This is a genomic window from uncultured Salinicola sp., from assembly GCF_937921195.1.
Classification (GTDB): domain Bacteria; phylum Pseudomonadota; class Gammaproteobacteria; order Pseudomonadales; family Halomonadaceae; genus Salinicola.
On the sequence record NZ_CALFQK010000027.1, the window covers coordinates 1 to 17,127 of the forward strand.

The following is a 17,127-nucleotide window of genomic DNA, read 5'->3' on the forward strand; positions in this document are numbered from 1 at the left end:
CGCTGCACATTCGCGACGCCGCCTCGCCGATGTGCTTCACCAACGGCAAGGGCGCGACCAAGGAAGCGGCGCTCTGCTCGGCACTGGGCGAGTTCATCGAGCGCCTCTCCTGCAACTTCTTCTACAACGATCAGTTCTTCGGCACGGAGATCGCCGCCAGCGAGTTCGTCCACTACCCCAACGAGCGCTGGTTCCAGCCGGGGCCGAACGACGCGCTGCCCAGCGAGATTCTCGACGACCACTGCCGGGCGATCTTCGACCCGGAGGGCGAGCTCAGAGGCTCGCATCTGTATGACACCAACTCCGGACGCACCGACCGCGGCATCGTCTCGCTGCCGTTCCAGCGCCACTCGGACGGCGAGACGGTGTGGTTCCCGTCGAACCTGATCGAGAACCTCTATCTCAGCAACGGCATGAGCGCGGGCAACACCCTCGCCGAAGCGCAGGTGCAGTGTCTCTCCGAGATCTTCGAACGGGCGGTGAAGCGCCAGATCATCGAGCAGGAGATCGCGCTACCGGACGTGCCCGAGGCGGTGCTGGCGAAGTACCCGACGATTCTCGAAGGCGTGCAGGCGCTGGAAGCCCAGGGCTTCCCGGTGCTGGTCAAGGATGCCTCCCTCGGCGGACGCTTCCCGGTGGCTTGCGTCACCCTGATGAACCCGCGTACCGGCGGCGTGTTCGCCTCCTTCGGCGCGCACCCCAGCCTGTCGGTCGCCATCGAGCGCAGCCTCACCGAGCTGCTGCAGGGGCGCAGCTTCGAAGGCATGAACGACCTGCCACCCCCCACCTTCAACGCCCAGGCGGTGAGTGAACCGAACAACTTCGTCGAGCACTTCATCGACTCTTCCGGCGTGGTGTCGTGGCGCTTCTTCAGCGCCACGGCGGACGTCGACTTCGTCGAGTGGGACTTCTCCGGCACGAACGACGAGGAGGCCGCCAGTCTGTTCGCCATTCTCGAGGAAGAGGGGCTGGAGGCCTACGTCGCCACCTTCGAGGATCTCGGCGCACCGGTGTGCCGCATCCTGGTGCCCGGCTACTCCGAGGTCTATCCGGTCGAGGATCTGGTGTGGGACAACACCAACATGGCGCTGGCTTTTCGCGAGGATATTCTCGCCCTGCACGCCTTGGATGAGGCGCAGTTGGCCGCCCTGCTCGACCGCCTGGAGGAGAGCGAGCTCGACGAGCAGATGAAGATCGTCACCCTGATCGGGATCGAGTTCGACGACAACACCGTGTGGTCGGAGCTGACCATCGCCGAATTGAAGCTGCTGATCCAGCTGGCGCTGGGCCGACTCGAGGACGCGCTGGACGGCGCGCAGATGTTTTTGCAGTTCAACGACAACACCGTCGACCGCGGGCTCTTCTATCAGGCGCTGTCGGCGGTGCTCGAGATCGCCCTGGACGACGATCTCGACCTCGACGACTACCGTCACAACCTGACCCGCATGTTCGGCGAGGCGAAGATGGCGGACGCCATCGGCGCGGTGGAGGGCTCGGTGCGCTTCCCCGGACTGACGCCCACCAGCCTGGAGCTCGAAGGCATCGAGCGCCACCAGCGCCTGCTCGAGAGCTATCACAAGCTGCACGCCTGGCGGGCAGCCCAGGCGCGCTGATCGACGCTGCCCCCGCCGTCACCGGTCGGCCGGGTGATTCACGCCATCACCGACCGGAATCGGCCCGGGCAGGTCGAAGGGATCGACCCCTTCCAGACAGGCGATGTTGTAGCCGTACTGGTCCGGATTGGAACGCCGCTGATGGTGAGTGTAGATACCGCAGTTGCCGCAGAAATAGTGCCGTGCGGTCATGGTGTTGAACTGATAGCGGCGCAGGGTTTCCCCTCCGCTGACGATGCGCAGTCCCGCCAGCGGCACGCTCGCCACGATCGCGCCGCGGCGTCGACACATCGAGCAGTTGCAGCGACGCGGATCGACCACGCCATCGGGTAGTTCGAGTTCGAGCACCACCGCACCGCAGTGACAGACTGCACGGTGGCGTGGCTGAATATCGGTACTGCCGATGCGCTTGATGATCTAGCCCCCCTTGCGCTCCCGCGCTCCGTCGCCGCTCTCTGCAGCATAGCGCCACGACGCCAATCTTCACCATCGTCAAACGATTACGTCTCTTCACATATCTCTGTCTCCGCTTCATGCAAGCGTCACGGGGCGGCGCTAGCCTGCCGCTCATCGACGACCACTCTTCGAGGAGACGAGACATGCCGACACAGCGAAAGCCCTTCACGCGACGCGACTTCCTGGCCGCCAGCGGCCACGTCGGGCTCGGTATGGCGGGAATCGGGCTCCTCGGCGCACCGGCGATCGTGCTGGCCGAGGGGCGACGCCCGACGGTGGAAGGCGGCGTGATGAGCGGCGACGTGCTGCCGGACCGCGCCATGCTGTGGGGAAGAGCGAGCATGCCGTCGCGGATGCTGGTCGAGGTCGCCGACAACCCCGAGTTCCGCGGTGCGCGCCAGTTGCCCTGGATCGATGTGCTACCCGGCACCGACCTGACCGGCAAGATCGACGCGACCGGCCTGCAGGGCATGAACACCGTTCACTACCGGGTGCGATTCGCCGCACTGGGCGATTCACGCGCGGCGAGCGAGCCGGTGGTCGGACGGCTGCAACTGCCGCCCTCCCAACCGAGAGACATTCGCTTCGTCTGGTCCGGTGACGTGGTCGGCCAGGGCTGGGGCATCGATGAATCCCGCGGTGGCATGCGCACCTGGGAGACGATGCGCCAGGTTCGGCCGGATTTCTTCATCCACTCCGGCGATACGGTCTACGCCGACGGGCCGCTGGAAGCGCAGACCGAGCTCCCCGATGGCGGCGTGTGGCGCAACATCGTCACGCCGGCCAAGCAGAAGGTCGCCGAGACGCTGGACGAATATCGCGGCCAGCACGCCTACAACCACCTCGACGCCAACTTCCGCCGCTTCGCCGCCGAAGTGCCGATGCTGGCCCAGTGGGACGATCACGAAACGACCAACAACTGGTATCCGCAGGAGATTCTCGACAACGATCTCTATACGGAGAAGAACGTGGCGCTGCTCGCCGCCCGCGGTCGTCAGGCGTTTCTCGAGTACATGCCGATCCGGATGTCCACTTCCGCCCCGCAGCGGATCTATCGCCGTTTCTCCTACGGGCCGGGGATGGAGGTCTTCATGCTGGACATGCGCAGCTATCGCGGCCCCAACAGCGCCAACCTGCAAGGCGAGGAGTCCTCGGCCACCGCGTTCCTGGGCGAAAACCAGTTCCGCTGGCTGCGCCAAGCGCTGAACGACTCCACCGCGACCTGGAAGATCATCGCCGCCGACATGCCCATCGGCCTGGTGGTACCGGACGGCGATCGGTTCGAAGCGATCGCCAACAATGACCCCGGCCAGCCGCTCGGGCGGGAACTGGAGCTCGCCCGGCTGTTGCAGGCCATTCGTGACGACGATATCCGTAACGTGGTCTGGTTCACCGCCGACGTTCACTACACCGCCGCGCACCACTACGCCCCGGAGCGCGCCAGTTTCAAGGCGTTCAAGCCGTTCTGGGAGTTCGTCAGCGGACCGCTCCACGCCGGCACCTTCGGCCCCAGCGAGATGGATGCCACCTTCGGCCCGGAGGTGACCTTCTTCAAGGCCCCGCCGGAGGGCCAGTCCAACCTGCCGCCTTCGGCGGGCTACCAGTTCTTCGGCCAGGCCGATCTGGACGCCGAGAGCGAGACGCTGACCGTCCGGCTGAAAGACAGCGATGGCAGGACGCTGCACACCCAGGTACTGGAGCCCGAGCCCCGCTCCGCCAACGCCTGAGGCCGGCTGGCGGTCGGCGCCGAGGTCACACCAGCTTGCCCGGGTTCATGATGCAGGCAATATTCTGGGAGATGAGCGATATCCGTTAAGCTGGCCGACGGCCTCTCGAGATTGAAAATCATGGCAAAGACAACCGCGTACCAACCCACGGCGCGTAGCCGAATCGGGCTGGATAGTCTGAACTTCTTCCTGGCCGACGTTCGCGATGGTGTGGGGCCGTTTCTCGGCATCTATCTGTTGACTCGCCACGAGTGGAGCGCCGGACAGATCGGCGTGGCGATGTCCGCGATGACTTTCGCGACGATGCTCGCGCAGAGTCCGGCGGGCATGTTGCTGGATATCACGCGCTTCAAGCGGGCGCTGGTGGCCGTGGCGACACTCGTCGTCGCCATCTGCAGCGTGCTGATGACCCAGCCGGCGTTCGTCAATTTGCCGGCCATCGTGATGTTTCAGGCGCTGATGGGGGTGAGTGCGGCTTTCCTGCTGCCCGCGGTGGCGGCAATGACACTGGGAATGGTCGGCAATCGACGCTTCCCGCACCGCCAGGGACGCAACGAAGTGTTCAATCATGCCGGCAACGTGGTGTCGGCATTGCTGGCGGGCGCGCTGGCTCACTTCCTGAGTATCGAGTGGCTGTTCTATGCGCTGGTGATCTTCGCGCTCGGCAGTCTGATCAGTGTACTCGTGATCCGGGAGGCAGACATCGACCACGACGCCGCCCGCGGCAAAATCGAGGATAAACCGTTGACCGGCGGCAGCATCATCGATGTGCTGAGGCATCGCCGCATAGTGATGCTGGGCCTGACCTTGGTGCTCTTTCATTTCGCCAACGCCGCGATGCTGCCGCTGGTCGGTCAGTATCTGACCATCGGCGATCGCGATGCCGCCTCGCTGTACATGTCTGCCTGCATCGTGATCGCGCAGCTGGTGATGATTCCCGTCGCGTGGTGGGCCGGCCGACGGGCAATAAGCTGGGGCCGCCTGCCGGTTTTCATGATCGGGTTACTGGCACTGCCACTGCGTGGCGCGCTCTATGCCGTCAGCAACGACCCGCTATGGCTTTTGATGGTGCAGGCGCTGGATGGCATCGGCGCCGGTATCTTCGGCGTACTGTGGCTGATCGTGGCCGCCGATCTCACCCACGGAACGGGGCGTTACAACGTCACGGTAGGCGTACTCGGCACCCTGTTCGCCATGGGGGCCGCGAGTTCGAACCTGGTCGCGGGCTATGTGGTGGAAGCCAGCGGATACGCCGGTGACTTCCTGTTCCTGGCCGCCTTCGGTGTGCTCGCGCCCATTGTCTACCGGCTGGGCGTCGGCGAGACTCGTCCTGACGACCCCGAGCACGCTTCCGTTGGCAACGTGAATTTCATCCCAACCGCCTAGCCGTGGCGACGCGCTTCAGGCGGTGACGGTCGGGTGGACGCCACGGTTCGACATTGCAACGTCGGTGAAAAGCTCCCGCAGATGACGGCGATATTCAGCGGTATGGCGCTCGACGTCCGGCATCTTCATCACGTCGTTGGCGATGAACGTCGGCAACCCTTCCAGTCCGACGAAGGCCTGTGACTTGTGGAATGCGAAATAGACACCGTCCACGCCCTTGCCGTCGAAGAAGTTGCCCGGCTCGTCGAAGGCTTCCCGCGGCGCGTTCCAGGTCAACGACAACATGTAGCACCGGCCCTGAAGCAGGCCGCCGCTGCCGTACTGCTTGGAGGGGTCCTGCCGCGAACGGCCGTCATTGGCATAGAGCGAGCCGTGGCCGGCGGTGAAGACCTCATCGATGTAGCGCTTCACGCTCCAGGGCGTGCCCATCCACCAACCCGGCATCTGGTAGACGATGACATCCGCCCACAGATAGTTCTGCACCTCGGCGTCGATATCGTAGCCTTGCTCGATCACCGTCTCGCGGAGCTCGTGCCCCAGCTCCGCCAGTTGCGCGACGGCGACGGCATGGAAGGTATTGTTGAGCTCACCGCCGGAATGGGCGAACGGCTTGCCACCGTTGATCAACAGAATCTTCATCTCGAATGGTTCTCCATCAATACTGATTAGGCGGCACTCGGCAATGACCGAGCACAGCGGAATGGAAGCCATTGTGACGAGAAACTGCCTCGGATAAACCACCCGGCCGGCAAGTCACTTTTGATTTAAAATCAACAAAATCTCGTAACGCGGCAACACGATGAAAAGCACCCTGGAAGAGCAGCAAGCCTTTGTCGCCGTGGTTGACAGCGGCTCCATCACCGCCGCCGCCGAACGGCTCGGCTTGACCGTCTCTGGCGTCAGCCGCGCGCTCAACCGGCTGGAGCGGAAACTCGAGACGACGCTACTGAGACGAACGACGCGACGCCTGGAGCTGACCGAGGAGGGACAGACGTTCCTGGGGCACGCCCGTTCGATTCTTGCTGCCGTCGACAACGCCGAGGAGGCGATCGCCAACCGCCATGACCGTCCCCGCGGCCGCTTGCGCATCAATGCAGCGCCGAGCTTCATGCAGTTCGTGATCGTGCCGATCGTCGGCGAATTCCGCGACCGATTTCCGGGCATCACCCTGGAACTCGACACCCACGATCGCTTCATCGACCTGCTGGAACAGCGCGTCGATCTCGCCATCCGTATTGGCGAGCTCGAGGACTCCTCACTGCATGCCAGGCCGCTGGGCCACAGTCCACTGCGTCTTCTGGCCAGCCCGGATTATCTCAAGCGTCACGGTGCGCCGCGCGGCGTCGGCGATCTCGCGCACCACAGCCTGCTCGGCTTTAGCCAGCTCGACCATCTCAACGACTGGCCGCTGCTCGACGCCCGCGGCGAGCCGTTTCACGTGAAACCCTCGCTATCGGCGTCCAGCGGCCCCACGCTGCTGGAGCTCGTCCTCGCCGGCGAAGGTATCGCCTGTCTCGCCGACTACATGACCCTCGCCCCACGCCGAAGCGGCGCTCTCGTCGACGTGCTGCCCGAGCAAACCCGGTTCCGGACCCAGCGCATCAACGTCGTATACTATCGCCAGACTGCGCTCTCGCAACGTGCGCGGCTGTTCATGGATTTTCTCGCCGAGAAGCTACCGGAGAAGTATTTAAGAATCTAAATTTCCATTCAATAAAGTCAGCGAACGCTTCATGAATCGCGCCACGAACTCATGATAAGGACATCCCGATATCGTGCGCTGTTAGTGCACGATACCGAGACGACGACATCGACGAATCTCCTGATACGGCAATATCGACAGATTTTATCTCTAGATCGAGGGAGCCTGGGCGGCAGCAGGTTGAACGTTGTTACGGCCCCTTATGATCCGTCAGCAAGCTGTCTAGAGGATCACCCTCGATCTCGAACACCGGATTATCTTCCGTGATCGGGCGCTCCCCGATAATCTGGAACCAGCTATCGAGATCGGCATTGCTGATTTTATTATCTGAATCGTCCTGCTTGTGGAATGTGTCGAGCAGATCGAAGAACTCCTCATGCTCGAGAAGGAACTTGGCCGCGTCTCTTTCAGCATCAGATCGATCGCTATCGTCTCTGATCTTCTCAAGATTTTTCTTGCTTACAATATCGTCCCCACCATTCCAGTCGTTCCAATTCTCGGCAATAGTACTGATCTTTTCCTTGTTATCTTCGAAGAACTCTTCACCGTGAACCTGCAAGTCCACTTCATCGAGGTGATTTTCAAAAAATTTCTCTGGAATATTGCCATTTTCCGCGACCTCTTCGGTAAAGGCTTCGTAGAGCTCCGGCTGGGCATCCCACACGGGCACATCCTTGGAGAAGAACTCCTCATAAAGCGGGCTCGGCTCTTTTCGTTCAAAGATAGGATTATCGTCGGTTTCGGGACGCTCGCCGACAAACTGAAGCCAAGAGTCGATATCTGCGGTACTGGCTTTGTTGTCCGCATCTCCTCCATTATGAAACGTATCCAGCAGATCAAAAAACTCCTCGTTGTCCAGTAGGAATTGCGCGGCCTTCTGATCCATCTCGGTGCCGATTTCCTTGTTCACGACTCGCTCGAGATCTTTCTTGCTCACCAGGTCGTCGGCGCCGGACCAGGTCCAACTATACTCTGGCATGCCGGATCCCGGGTCGTCAGACAGCCCTAGCCGTCCACCAAGCCCACCGCTACCACTATCACCGTTATCATCATCGGATTCCCCATCGTCGATCTTGTAGTCGCCGGGGGTATCTCTGTCCCAATGGTCAGCGATGTAATCGATGATCTCCTTGTTGTCCTGATAAAATCCGTCGTCGTAGTAGATATTTTCCGGTGCATCTCCCGCGCCTTCTTCACCTTCAAATGCAGCGGCGGAGTGAATCAGAAAATTGAGTTTCTCTCCCCAGTCATCCTCCATCACGCCATAGCTATCGAGATCCTCAAAATCGCCGAGAACCTCCTTCTCTTTTTCTCGATTTTTCTGCTGGCTGATAACCAGGCCAAGAATGAGGCTAACAGCTCCCACTGCTACGCCAACCACGTTCAGCCCAGGCACGACGCCCAGTCGAGAGACCGCACCCAGTGCCCGCAAGGGGGCAAAACGCGCCCCGGGACTGATAGTCGACCCAGCGATCTCTGCGGCACCGGCCGCCGTGAATCCGGCTCCCGATACGATGCCGAGAGAAGCATTGGCCTTATCCATCGCATCGCCATTTTTCAGCGCCGCATCCAGACCCATACCCGCCACGGCGACATCGAGTATGCCACCGCCGAAATTGGTCATATAGCCGATTCCCTTGAGCGCCGGCCCAAAGAGATTGACCTTGTCGGTATCGGTCGGTGTCGACGTGCGTCTGACGTCGTCATTGATACCTTCAATGTTCTCGACCTCCGGTATTTGCGTGCCCGGAGGCAGCGCCCCGCTCATGGCGAATTGGTCACCGCGCCCCGCGGCACCGGCGTTATCAAGCGCCTGGTTGAAACCATCGTAGACATGGTCACCACCGCCGCTACTTCTTGAAGCCGTATCACTCAGCGGGTCAAGATCCCGGATGTCGCTTGTGGTCTGATTTTGCAGATCGTCAAAGAGCTCTTGACTGTTCTTGAAGGAAATATCGGCAGCGTTGATATCGTCGATAAGCTCATTGGTAAGCTTTGACTTTTCATCCATCCCATCAAGAAAGAACTTCCGGTCGGCATCGCTGAGATTTGAATCGTTCTCGTAGAGATCTCTAAGCTCGGAGTTATCTTTCTTCAAATCTTTGAGAAGGCTGTCCATCTGGCTCTTCTCAGACTCGCTAAACCCACCTCTTAACTCCGCTGCGGAAAGGATCTGTTCGACTTTCGCTTGCTTCACCAAACTATCATCATGGAGTTCGATTGCCTTTAGGTGAAGCTGCCTCCTCTCGTCGGCTTCTGTAAACGCCTTTTGAGCCTCCGTGTCTTTTCCGTTCGATACGTCTTCGGAAACCTCGTCCATACGCTTGTCAATGTCATCCCTCCGATCGAGCTGTTGTTGCTTCTGCTCATCGGTCAGATCAGGATCGTTTTCAATCAGCGCTCTCTCTTCTGAAATACCATCTTGTATCTTATCGACGGCATCCTGAACCTTTTCTTTCTGTTCATCACTTAGGTCTTCTTTTATCTCCATCAGTGCCGAGAGCTCAGACCAACCCTTATCGATCTTCTGGCGAGCTTCCACTCGTTCGTCAGGAACGAACTCTTCTTTCGTACCGGTATTTTTCTTGTAAGTATCGTATAGCTCCTTGTCCAGGCCAAGCGCTTCAATCATACCCTTTTGACCGAAGAGCGACTTGAAACCATTACCCATATAATCAAGCGTATTCAGAGTACCCGGTGTACAGCCAATGAAAACGAGTATTCCGCGCGCAACAGCCATACGCTCTTCGGGAGAATCACCGAAATCGTCTCCGGAACGTCGATAAATGGCATTTGCCAGCGCCACCAGCCCGCCAATGGCAAAAGTCGCTTCTCGATCAATGAAGGTTTTAAACCCCGACTTTAGCTCTTTAGTGACCCTACCTGAATCTTTAAGCCCTGCGTCTCTTACGGCATTATCGACACGATCGCTGATATCACCGAAGTCCAGCTTACCGGCCTTCGTCCCTTTCAGCGCTTCCTCCTTCAAAGCATCCGTCAGAACGTCTTTGACGATCTTTATTTTATTGAACTGCTCCTTTTCCTTATCGGTCAACTTATCGAAGCCAGCCGGCTTTCCGTCATCACCAGCCTTCAGGGAATCGATCGCCTGCCAGACGCGCGTACTCGCCTGGAGGCCAAAGTTGGAGTAGATAATGCCAGTAAGCATCGGTTTGACGAGATCACTGGCAACCTGCTCTGCACGCTCCTCACTCTCCGCGCTAATATCCCCGCTACCATATTCGTCGTCAATCTCGTCCATGGCGCCGCCAACGTCCATCGTCAGGCTCTTGGCGGTAATCTGGTTCTGAGCCTCTTCCGCTTTCTCCGGATCCAGTGTTGCCAACACACTGAGATCGTTATGCATTCGGTTCTGGGCCTGCTGCTTCAAACCATCATCGTCCAGATCCTTTATTGCCAGAAGATACTCATCCCCTTCCTCACCGGTCATCGAAGAGTAGATTTTATCTACGAGTGCATCTTTATCCTTCAACTTGTCGGTGGCGTCCGACATCATTTCTTCTGAGAGCTCAGCAAAATCCTCATCACTGAGAAGTCCTTCCAGCTCCTCGCTCAAAGCCTGTTCATCAACGAGGCCCCGAACGTCACTCTCCGACATCATTTGCGTGCTTTCGGCGTAGTCCGATCTATCACCACCGGCAATGTCCACGACCTGATAAGGAAGAATTTCAATACCGTTTTTTAGATCCGACTTCAACTCCATGAGTCGGATGTACTTATCCAGTTTATCCTTGAGTTCTTTATCGTCGGTATCGTCTCTTTTGTCTTTCAGGTTCTGCATGAAGAGATCACCCACGGAAAGGGACTCTCCATCCTCTTCAACCGTAGTTTCCGCCCCCATCAGGTCCGTTTCGCTCGCGAGTGGCAGGTCCCGGTCCCGGAAGGGGTCATCGGCTTCACCGCGATGCTTGTCTGCTGCATAGTCCGTGATGGTTTCATAGTGCTGTGGAGTTCTAGATTCGAGCACTACCAGCGTTTCACCGTCTTTATGGATGAGCTTGACGCCTTCGACGAGTTTACCCTTCTCGTCGGTAACGTTCTCGACTTCGTCGTCTCCACTTAACACGGGAATGTCATCGCTACCGTTGAGCAATTCATACTCGTCGCTGTCGACTTTTTCTTCGATTCCATCCCAGGTATCTTTGAGATTCTTGATTTGTTGATAGACCTCAGGCGTATACTCCTCAGAAACGGCGTAGCGCTTGCCATCACTGTCTTTATAGATAAGGGTTCCACCCTCGGTGCTAAACGCATCGATATCATCGACTGTAATCTGAACGCCGGAGTGGAAGTCATCACTGCCACCCCCGAATTCGGAGTACTCGAAGTCATTCAGGCCGGTAGGAAGGGTAACCTCGGAATCAGGGGTAATGACTTCGAAGCCCTGGTTCTTTTTCCGGTCGAGCCAACTCTTGTCATCCTTTGGGACATCAGCGCTAGACCATGCATACTCGTCATCGAGGCTTTCCGCATCGCCACCCTCCATTTTCGATTCGACCTGCTCGTAGAGCTCGGGAGTGATGTCTTTCTGCACCAGAAATTTGTCACCACTCTTGGTTCTGACCTCGAGCATGTCGAACCAGTAGGAGAGGACGACACCGCCGCCGCCAACATACTCGTCGCTGACGTATTCAATGTCATCTTGCGAGATAGGCGCGTCTATGGTCACTAGTGACGGTTTGCCATCCATGTAAGGGGCGTATTCATCGCCTTCCAGCTTATCGAGCATCTCCTGGCCTTTCTCGCTTCGCTCGGGAGTTGGTAGAGTCAGACCAATAGGGCCGTTGATGGGGACAGGGTCTTTTACGTGCCGAGAACTTCCTGTCAACAGTTGTTCGAATCCGCCGGAAGGAGCTTCACTCCAGGGATCCGAGCGACGCTCGCTGTCTCTTGATTCGATAGGCATTTGATTCACTCCTGATAATCATTGTCTGAATCATAAGCGCTGTCATCGGCACGGCTGTTTTGATAACGGTTTTTCAAAAAAACCTACACACCAACAGGCACCTTTTTGTAAATCAGCTCACGGATGGCATCTCTGCCATAGAGGCACACGTCATGAAAGTCAGTCCAAAGACATGCAGTTTTTATGTCGACTTCCCTACTTTCATGTTACCTATCCACATCATCCCGCCAGCCAACGAGTATTGTCTTTTGGTTGTCGTCCTGTGTAATCGAGAAACAGGTAGTGTCTGATTGTTTTGGGATCACTCGAGCGCTCGATCATGAAATCTCTCGAGCGGGTCCGGAGCAGTTTGAAGGCCATCGTTAATTAACCTTCAAAAACAGACGGTTGATATCGAACTCGTCGAGCTGTCCGACGTCATCCAATTGACATCCCGGCGTCATGGCAGCGTCATGCATCAGCGCCAGACTGCAAACGTTTTCATCGTTGCAGGCGAAGTCGCTCTCATGCCGTCATCACGTCCCTCACTGGTCCAGATCGCCGAGCGGGTCGGGGTTTCCCCAGCCACGGTGTCGCGTGCCTTCAACCGGCCGGAGCTGCTCAGCGACGCCACTCGCGAGCGGATACTCGCTACCGCCAGGCAGCTCGGTTTTCGGCCCAGCAAGGTGGGCAGCAGCCTGCGATCGGGCAGCACCCGGACGCTGGGGCTACTGCTGCCGACAATGTCCAACCCGGTTTTTGCCGCCTGCTTCGAAGGTGCCGAGGAGCGCGCATTGAAGGCGGGCTACAGCGTGATGCTGGCGACCACGGGGTACGACAGTCGACGCGAGCGGGCGGCCGCGCGCAGCCTGCTCGACCACCGCGTCGAAGGCATGATCCTGACCGTGGCCGACCCGGCATGCAGCGCCACGCTGGCCGAGCTCACCGCCAGCGGCTTGCCATTCGTGCTCGCCTACAACGAGAGCGATCGGCATCCGTTCGTCAGCGTCGACAATCGCGCCGCCGCCGGCGACATGGTCGAGCATCTGGTCGCCAGCGGTCACCGTCGGCTCGCCATGGTCAGTGGGCCGCTGGACGCCTCCGACCGGGCATCGAAGCGTCTCGACGGCGTCCTGGAGCGCGCCGCCCGCCTGGGCCTGCCCGTACCGACCCATGTCTCGATGCCCCGGCACACCGCGGCGGACCGAGCTCGTCTGAGGAGCCTGCTCTCCTCGCCCAGGCCGCCCACCGCGCTGTTCTGCTCCAATGATCTGCTGGCCGCCTCGGTGATCGCGGAACTGGCGACGCTGGGTCTGCGCGTGCCGGACGACCTCTCCGTCTGCGGCTTCGACGGCATGGCCTTCGGCGCGCTGATGGTGCCGTCGCTGGCCAGCGTCCACCAGCCCAGCACCGAGATCGGCAGCCAGGCCTGCCATGAACTGCTCAATGCGCTCGGCGGCGAAAGCAGTCGCTCCGTGCGCCTGCCCCATCGCCTGTGCGGGGGCGGCACCGTCGCCCGCCTGCCGGTCGATTAGCACCAATGCATGGTCATTGACGCCGCATCGTCACTCAGCTCGCATCGCCCACTCACTGCATCGCCAAACCAGAGGATCGGTTCATCATGTTGAAACAGACGCTTCGTATCGCCGTCACGGCATTGGGATTCACCGTCGCGGCTCTCGGTTCGCTATCGGCCCAGGCCGCCGACAACGCCATCTGCTACAACTGCCCGCCGGAGTGGGCCGACTGGGGCACCCAGTTGAAGGCCATCGAGGCGGATACCGGCATCCACGTGCCGCAGGACAACAAGAACTCCGGTCAGTCGCTGGCCTCGATCACCGCCGAGAAGGACAACCCGGTCGCCGATGTCGTCTATTACGGCGTGACCTTCGGCATCCAGGCCGCCGAGCAGGGGCTGGTGCAGGGCTACAAGCCGGCCCACTGGGACGAGATACCCGACGGCCTGAAAGATCCCGACGGCAAGTGGTTCGCCATCCACTCCGGGACGCTGGGCTTCATGGTCAACGTCGATGCGCTCAACGGCGCGCCGGTACCGCACTCCTGGAACGACCTGCTCAAGCCCGAGTATCGCGGCATGGTCGGCTATCTCGATCCGTCGTCGGCGTTCGTGGGCTATGTCGGCGCGGTTGCGGTCAACGGGGCGCTGGGCGGCTCGCTGGACGATTTCACCCCGGCGATCGAGTGGTTCCGGAAGCTGCAGGCCAACGACCCCATCGTGCCCAAGCAGACCGCCTACGCCCGCGTGCTCTCCGGCGAGATTCCGATCCTGCTCGACTACGACTTCAACGCCTATCGGGCGCGCTACGACGACAAGGTCAACGTGCAGTTCGTGATCCCCCAGGAGGGCACCGTCACCGTGCCCTACGTGATGAGTCTGGTCGCCAACGACCCGCACCCGGAAGCGGGCAAGAAGGTGCTCGACTACGTGCTCTCCGACAAGGGCCAGGCGATCTGGGCCAACGCTTATCTGCGCCCGGTCCGCCCCGGCGCGGCGTCGCCGGAAGCGCAGGCGAAGTTCCTGCCGGACAGCGACTACGCCCGCGCCGGAACCGTGGACTACGCCAGGATGGCGGCGGCGCAGCGCGCCTTCTCCCAGCGCTATGCCAACGAGGTGGATTGACGACATGGGCCGACGTCGAGCCTGGTTGGTGATCGCCGCCCCCGCCGTGGTGCTGTTCCTCGCCTTCTGGCTGCTGCCGATGGTCAAGCTGGCCGGGATCGGCGCCGCCACGTCACAGGGCATGGACGCTTCCGCCTACTGGCTGGTGGTGACCCAGCCCCGCTACTGGCAGAGTCTGATCAACACCGTGGCGCTGTCGCTGGGGGCAACGCTGGCCACCCTCGTCATCGCCCTGCCCGTCAGTCGTTTCCTGGCCCGCCACCCCGACTTTCCCGGGCGGCGGGTGCTGATGTCACTGCTGCTCTTCCCGCTCGCCTTTCCCGGCGTGGTGGTGGGTTTCCTGGTGATTCTCGCCACCGGCCGCCAGGGCGTGCTCAACACGCTCTCGAAGGCGCTGTCCGGTGAACCGGTGGTACTGGCCTACGGCATGGCAGGGCTTTTCATCGGCTATCTCTACTTTCTGCTGCCGCGCACCATCGGCGTGCTGATGGCGGCAGTGGAGGGGATCGACAAACACTGGCTGGAAGCGGCGCAGACGCTGGGTGCTAGCCCCTGGCGACGGTTCGTCGATATCGAGCTGCCGGCACTGACCGGCGCGCTGACCGCGGCCGGGGCGATGTGCTTCGCCACCGCCATGGGCGCCTTCGGCACCGTGTTCACCCTCGGCACCAGGATCGACGTGCTGCCGATCACCATCTACGACGAGTTCACCAACTACGCCAACCTACCGGTCGCCGCAGCGCTCTCGGTGGTGCTGGGACTGGCCACCTGGGCGGTGCTCTACCTCGCCAACAGCCTGGCCGCCCGCACGGCAAGGGGAAATTGAGATGACCGCAGGAGTTCCCGCATGAGGCATTCCCGCTGCGACACCCGGCTCGGCCTGGCCGCCACGCTCGCCGTCGCCGCCTTCCTGATCGGCCCGGTGCTGCTGTCGATCACCGCCGGCGTGACCAGGAACTATTTCGTCGGCCTTTCCAGCGGACTGACCCTGGACTGGATCGCCCAGGTCTGGGATCTCTACGCCGACACGATCTGGCGCTCCTACGGCGTGGCACTGGCCACGCTCGCGATCACCACCACCATTGGCGTGCCCGCCGCCTGGGTGCTGACGCTGTTCCCCGGTCGGCTTTCCCGCCTGCTGGAGGAGCTGCTGACGCTACCCGTCGCCGTGCCGGGGCTCGCCACCGCCCTGGCGCTGATCGTCTCCTGGGGTAGCGTCGGCTGGCTGCGCAGTAGCGTTCTATTCATCGTCATCGGCCATGTGCTGTTCACGCTGCCGTTCATGGTGCGCGCCGTGCGCGCCGGCATGCAGGGGGCCGACCTGGTGGTGCTGGACGAAGCTGCCGCGACCCTCGGCGCCAGTCGCCGTCGGCGCTTCTTCGACATCATCGTGCCCGCCGCCAGAAGCGGCATCGTCACCGGCGCGCTGACCGTGGTGACGCTCTCCATCGGCGAGTTCAACCTGACCTGGCTACTGCATACGCCGCTGACCAAGACGCTGCCGGTGGGGCTGGCCGACAGCTACGCCTCGATGCGTCTCGAGGTGGCCTCCGCCTACACCCTCGTCTTCCTGCTGATGCTGCTGCCGCTGATGGTCGGGCTGCAGTGGATCGCTGCCCGCTCGACGCGCCACGGCAGCCTCGGCCTTGGCGCATCGACATGACCCCATCACGCACATGAGCGACTCATCGACATGACACAACCGTTGACCATCAGGCTCGACAACTGCGCCAAGACCTGGCCCGACGGCACCCGCGCCCTGGCGCCGCTGGACCTGTCGATCCACGCCGGCGAGACGCTGGCGCTGCTGGGCCCCTCGGGGTGCGGCAAGACCACCCTGCTGCGCATGATCTGCGGACTGGAGCGCGCCGACGTGGGTGGCCGGATTCACTTCGGCGACGACGACGTCACCCAGGTGGCGCCGGAAGCGCGAGGCGTCGGCGTGGTGTTCCAGGGCTACGCGCTGTTCCCCAACATGAATGTGGCGCAGAACGTCGGCTACGGTCTGAAGATTCGTGGCGTGGACGCCGCCAGCCGGCGCCGACGCGTGGCGGAGATGCTCGAACTGGTCGAGCTGGAAGCGCTGGCGGAGCGGCGCATCGATCAGCTCTCCGGGGGGCAGCGTCAGCGCGTGGCACTGGCTCGGGCGATCGCCATCGAGCCCCGCGTGCTGCTGCTCGACGAACCGTTGACCGCGCTCGATGCCCGCCTGCGCCAGCAGCTGCGGGTGGATCTCGCCAAGCTGCTCAAGACCCTCGGCATCACCTGCGTCATCGTCACCCACGATCAGGAGGAGGCGATGATGCTGGGCGACCGGGTGGCGGTGATGTCCGCCGGGCGACTGGAGCAGCTCGGCGCGCCGGAGACGCTCTACCGCGCCCCCGCCTCCCCGTTCGTGGCCGACTTTCTCGGCACCCTGTGTCGGCTGGAGGGCGGCGAGGTGACATCCCGCCACGGCGTCGAATCGCTGACCTTCCGACCGCACGAGGTCGAGCTCGCGGCCCCGGGCCAGGGGCTGCCCGCCCGAATCCAGGCGCGCTTCTTCCTCGGCAGTCATATCCGCTTCGAACTGGCGCTGGCCGACGGTCAGCGCTTCACCGCCCTGGCCGCCCCCGACGCCGTCTGGCAGCCGGACGATGCCGTCTCCGTCATCATCGAGCAGGCCCGCGTGGCCTGAACCCGGACAACCAGGAACC

Annotated in this window: 12 protein-coding genes; 9 read left to right on the forward strand and 3 right to left on the reverse strand. The window is 61.2% G+C overall.

From position 1 onward, the window contains the following. A partial coding sequence (locus Q0602_RS02120; RefSeq protein ID WP_298838197.1) for an OsmC domain/YcaO domain-containing protein occupies window positions 1–1,613 on the forward strand: 1,613 nt, incomplete at its 5' end. Window positions 1,614–1,631: 18 nt separating this feature from the next. Here the strand turns inward: Q0602_RS02120 and Q0602_RS02125 are convergent. Beyond that, the gene (locus Q0602_RS02125) at window positions 1,632–1,961 is read right to left on the reverse strand and encodes a GFA family protein (RefSeq protein WP_298838200.1); all 330 of its coding nucleotides are present in this window, start codon (window positions 1,959–1,961) and stop codon (window positions 1,632–1,634) included. Window positions 1,962–2,212: 251 nt separating this feature from the next. Between Q0602_RS02125 and Q0602_RS02130 the strand changes: the two genes are divergently transcribed. Next, window positions 2,213–3,796, forward strand: coding sequence for an alkaline phosphatase D family protein (locus Q0602_RS02130; protein ID WP_298838203.1), 1,584 nt, complete (start codon window positions 2,213–2,215; stop codon window positions 3,794–3,796). Window positions 3,797–3,916: 120 nt separating this feature from the next. After that, complete coding sequence (locus Q0602_RS02135; protein WP_298838206.1) at window positions 3,917–5,182, forward strand: MFS transporter; 1,266 nt, start codon at window positions 3,917–3,919, stop codon at window positions 5,180–5,182. 15 nt (window positions 5,183–5,197) lie between these two features. Here the strand turns inward: Q0602_RS02135 and Q0602_RS02140 are convergent, their stop codons facing one another. After that, complete coding sequence (locus Q0602_RS02140; RefSeq protein ID WP_298838209.1) at window positions 5,198–5,821, reverse strand: NAD(P)H-dependent oxidoreductase; 624 nt, start codon at window positions 5,819–5,821, stop codon at window positions 5,198–5,200. Between the two features lie 160 nt (window positions 5,822–5,981). On the opposite strand from Q0602_RS02140, the gene Q0602_RS02145 reads away from it, so the two are divergent. Further along, a complete protein-coding gene (locus Q0602_RS02145; RefSeq protein WP_298838212.1) occupies window positions 5,982–6,884 on the forward strand; it encodes a LysR substrate-binding domain-containing protein in 903 nt (300 codons plus the stop codon). A 190-nt stretch (window positions 6,885–7,074) separates the two neighbouring features. On the opposite strand, the gene Q0602_RS02150 is transcribed toward Q0602_RS02145, so the two are convergent. Next, window positions 7,075–11,811: a hypothetical protein gene (locus tag Q0602_RS02150; protein ID WP_298838215.1), complete on the reverse strand. Its 4,737-nt coding sequence runs from the start codon at window positions 11,809–11,811 to the stop codon at window positions 7,075–7,077. Between the two features lie 506 nt (window positions 11,812–12,317). Here Q0602_RS02150 and Q0602_RS02155 point away from each other — a divergent pair. The 5 genes from Q0602_RS02155 to Q0602_RS02175 all read left to right on the forward strand — a co-directional run bounded on the left by Q0602_RS02155 (window position 12,318) and on the right by Q0602_RS02175 (window position 17,108). Continuing rightward, a complete protein-coding gene (locus Q0602_RS02155; protein ID WP_298838218.1) occupies window positions 12,318–13,325 on the forward strand; it encodes a LacI family DNA-binding transcriptional regulator in 1,008 nt (335 codons plus the stop codon). Between the two features lie 86 nt (window positions 13,326–13,411). Continuing rightward, window positions 13,412–14,431: an ABC transporter substrate-binding protein gene (locus Q0602_RS02160; protein ID WP_298838221.1), complete on the forward strand. Its 1,020-nt coding sequence runs from the start codon at window positions 13,412–13,414 to the stop codon at window positions 14,429–14,431. 4 nt (window positions 14,432–14,435) lie between these two features. After that, window positions 14,436–15,257, forward strand: coding sequence for an ABC transporter permease (locus tag Q0602_RS02165; RefSeq protein WP_298838223.1), 822 nt, complete (start codon window positions 14,436–14,438; stop codon window positions 15,255–15,257). A 21-nt stretch (window positions 15,258–15,278) separates the two neighbouring features. After that, window positions 15,279–16,094 (forward strand): ABC transporter permease, encoded by an 816-nt coding sequence (locus Q0602_RS02170; RefSeq protein ID WP_298838226.1) that lies wholly within the window; start codon window positions 15,279–15,281, stop codon window positions 16,092–16,094. Between the two features lie 30 nt (window positions 16,095–16,124). Beyond that, window positions 16,125–17,108, forward strand: coding sequence for an ABC transporter ATP-binding protein (locus tag Q0602_RS02175; RefSeq protein ID WP_298838229.1), 984 nt, complete (start codon window positions 16,125–16,127; stop codon window positions 17,106–17,108). Window positions 17,109–17,127 lie beyond the last annotated feature (19 nt).

Excerpts from the sequence above, each read along its gene's own strand:
- Q0602_RS02155 (WP_298838218.1), top strand. The coding sequence starts at position 12,318 with ATGCCGTCATCACGTCCCTCACTGGTCCAGATCGCCGAGCGGGTCGGG.
- Q0602_RS02130 (WP_298838203.1), top strand. The coding sequence starts at position 2,213 with ATGCCGACACAGCGAAAGCCCTTCACGCGACGCGACTTCCTGGCCGCC.
- Q0602_RS02135 (WP_298838206.1), top strand. The coding sequence starts at position 3,917 with ATGGCAAAGACAACCGCGTACCAACCCACGGCGCGTAGCCGAATCGGG.
- Q0602_RS02140 (WP_298838209.1), bottom strand. The coding sequence starts at position 5,821 with ATGAAGATTCTGTTGATCAACGGTGGCAAGCCGTTCGCCCATTCCGGC.
- Q0602_RS02175 (WP_298838229.1), top strand. The coding sequence starts at position 16,125 with ATGACACAACCGTTGACCATCAGGCTCGACAACTGCGCCAAGACCTGG.
- Q0602_RS02170 (WP_298838226.1), top strand. The coding sequence starts at position 15,279 with ATGAGGCATTCCCGCTGCGACACCCGGCTCGGCCTGGCCGCCACGCTC.
- Q0602_RS02160 (WP_298838221.1), top strand. The coding sequence starts at position 13,412 with ATGTTGAAACAGACGCTTCGTATCGCCGTCACGGCATTGGGATTCACC.
- Q0602_RS02165 (WP_298838223.1), top strand. The coding sequence starts at position 14,436 with ATGGGCCGACGTCGAGCCTGGTTGGTGATCGCCGCCCCCGCCGTGGTG.
- Q0602_RS02145 (WP_298838212.1), top strand. The coding sequence starts at position 5,982 with ATGAAAAGCACCCTGGAAGAGCAGCAAGCCTTTGTCGCCGTGGTTGAC.
- Q0602_RS02150 (WP_298838215.1), bottom strand. The coding sequence starts at position 11,811 with ATGCCTATCGAATCAAGAGACAGCGAGCGTCGCTCGGATCCCTGGAGT.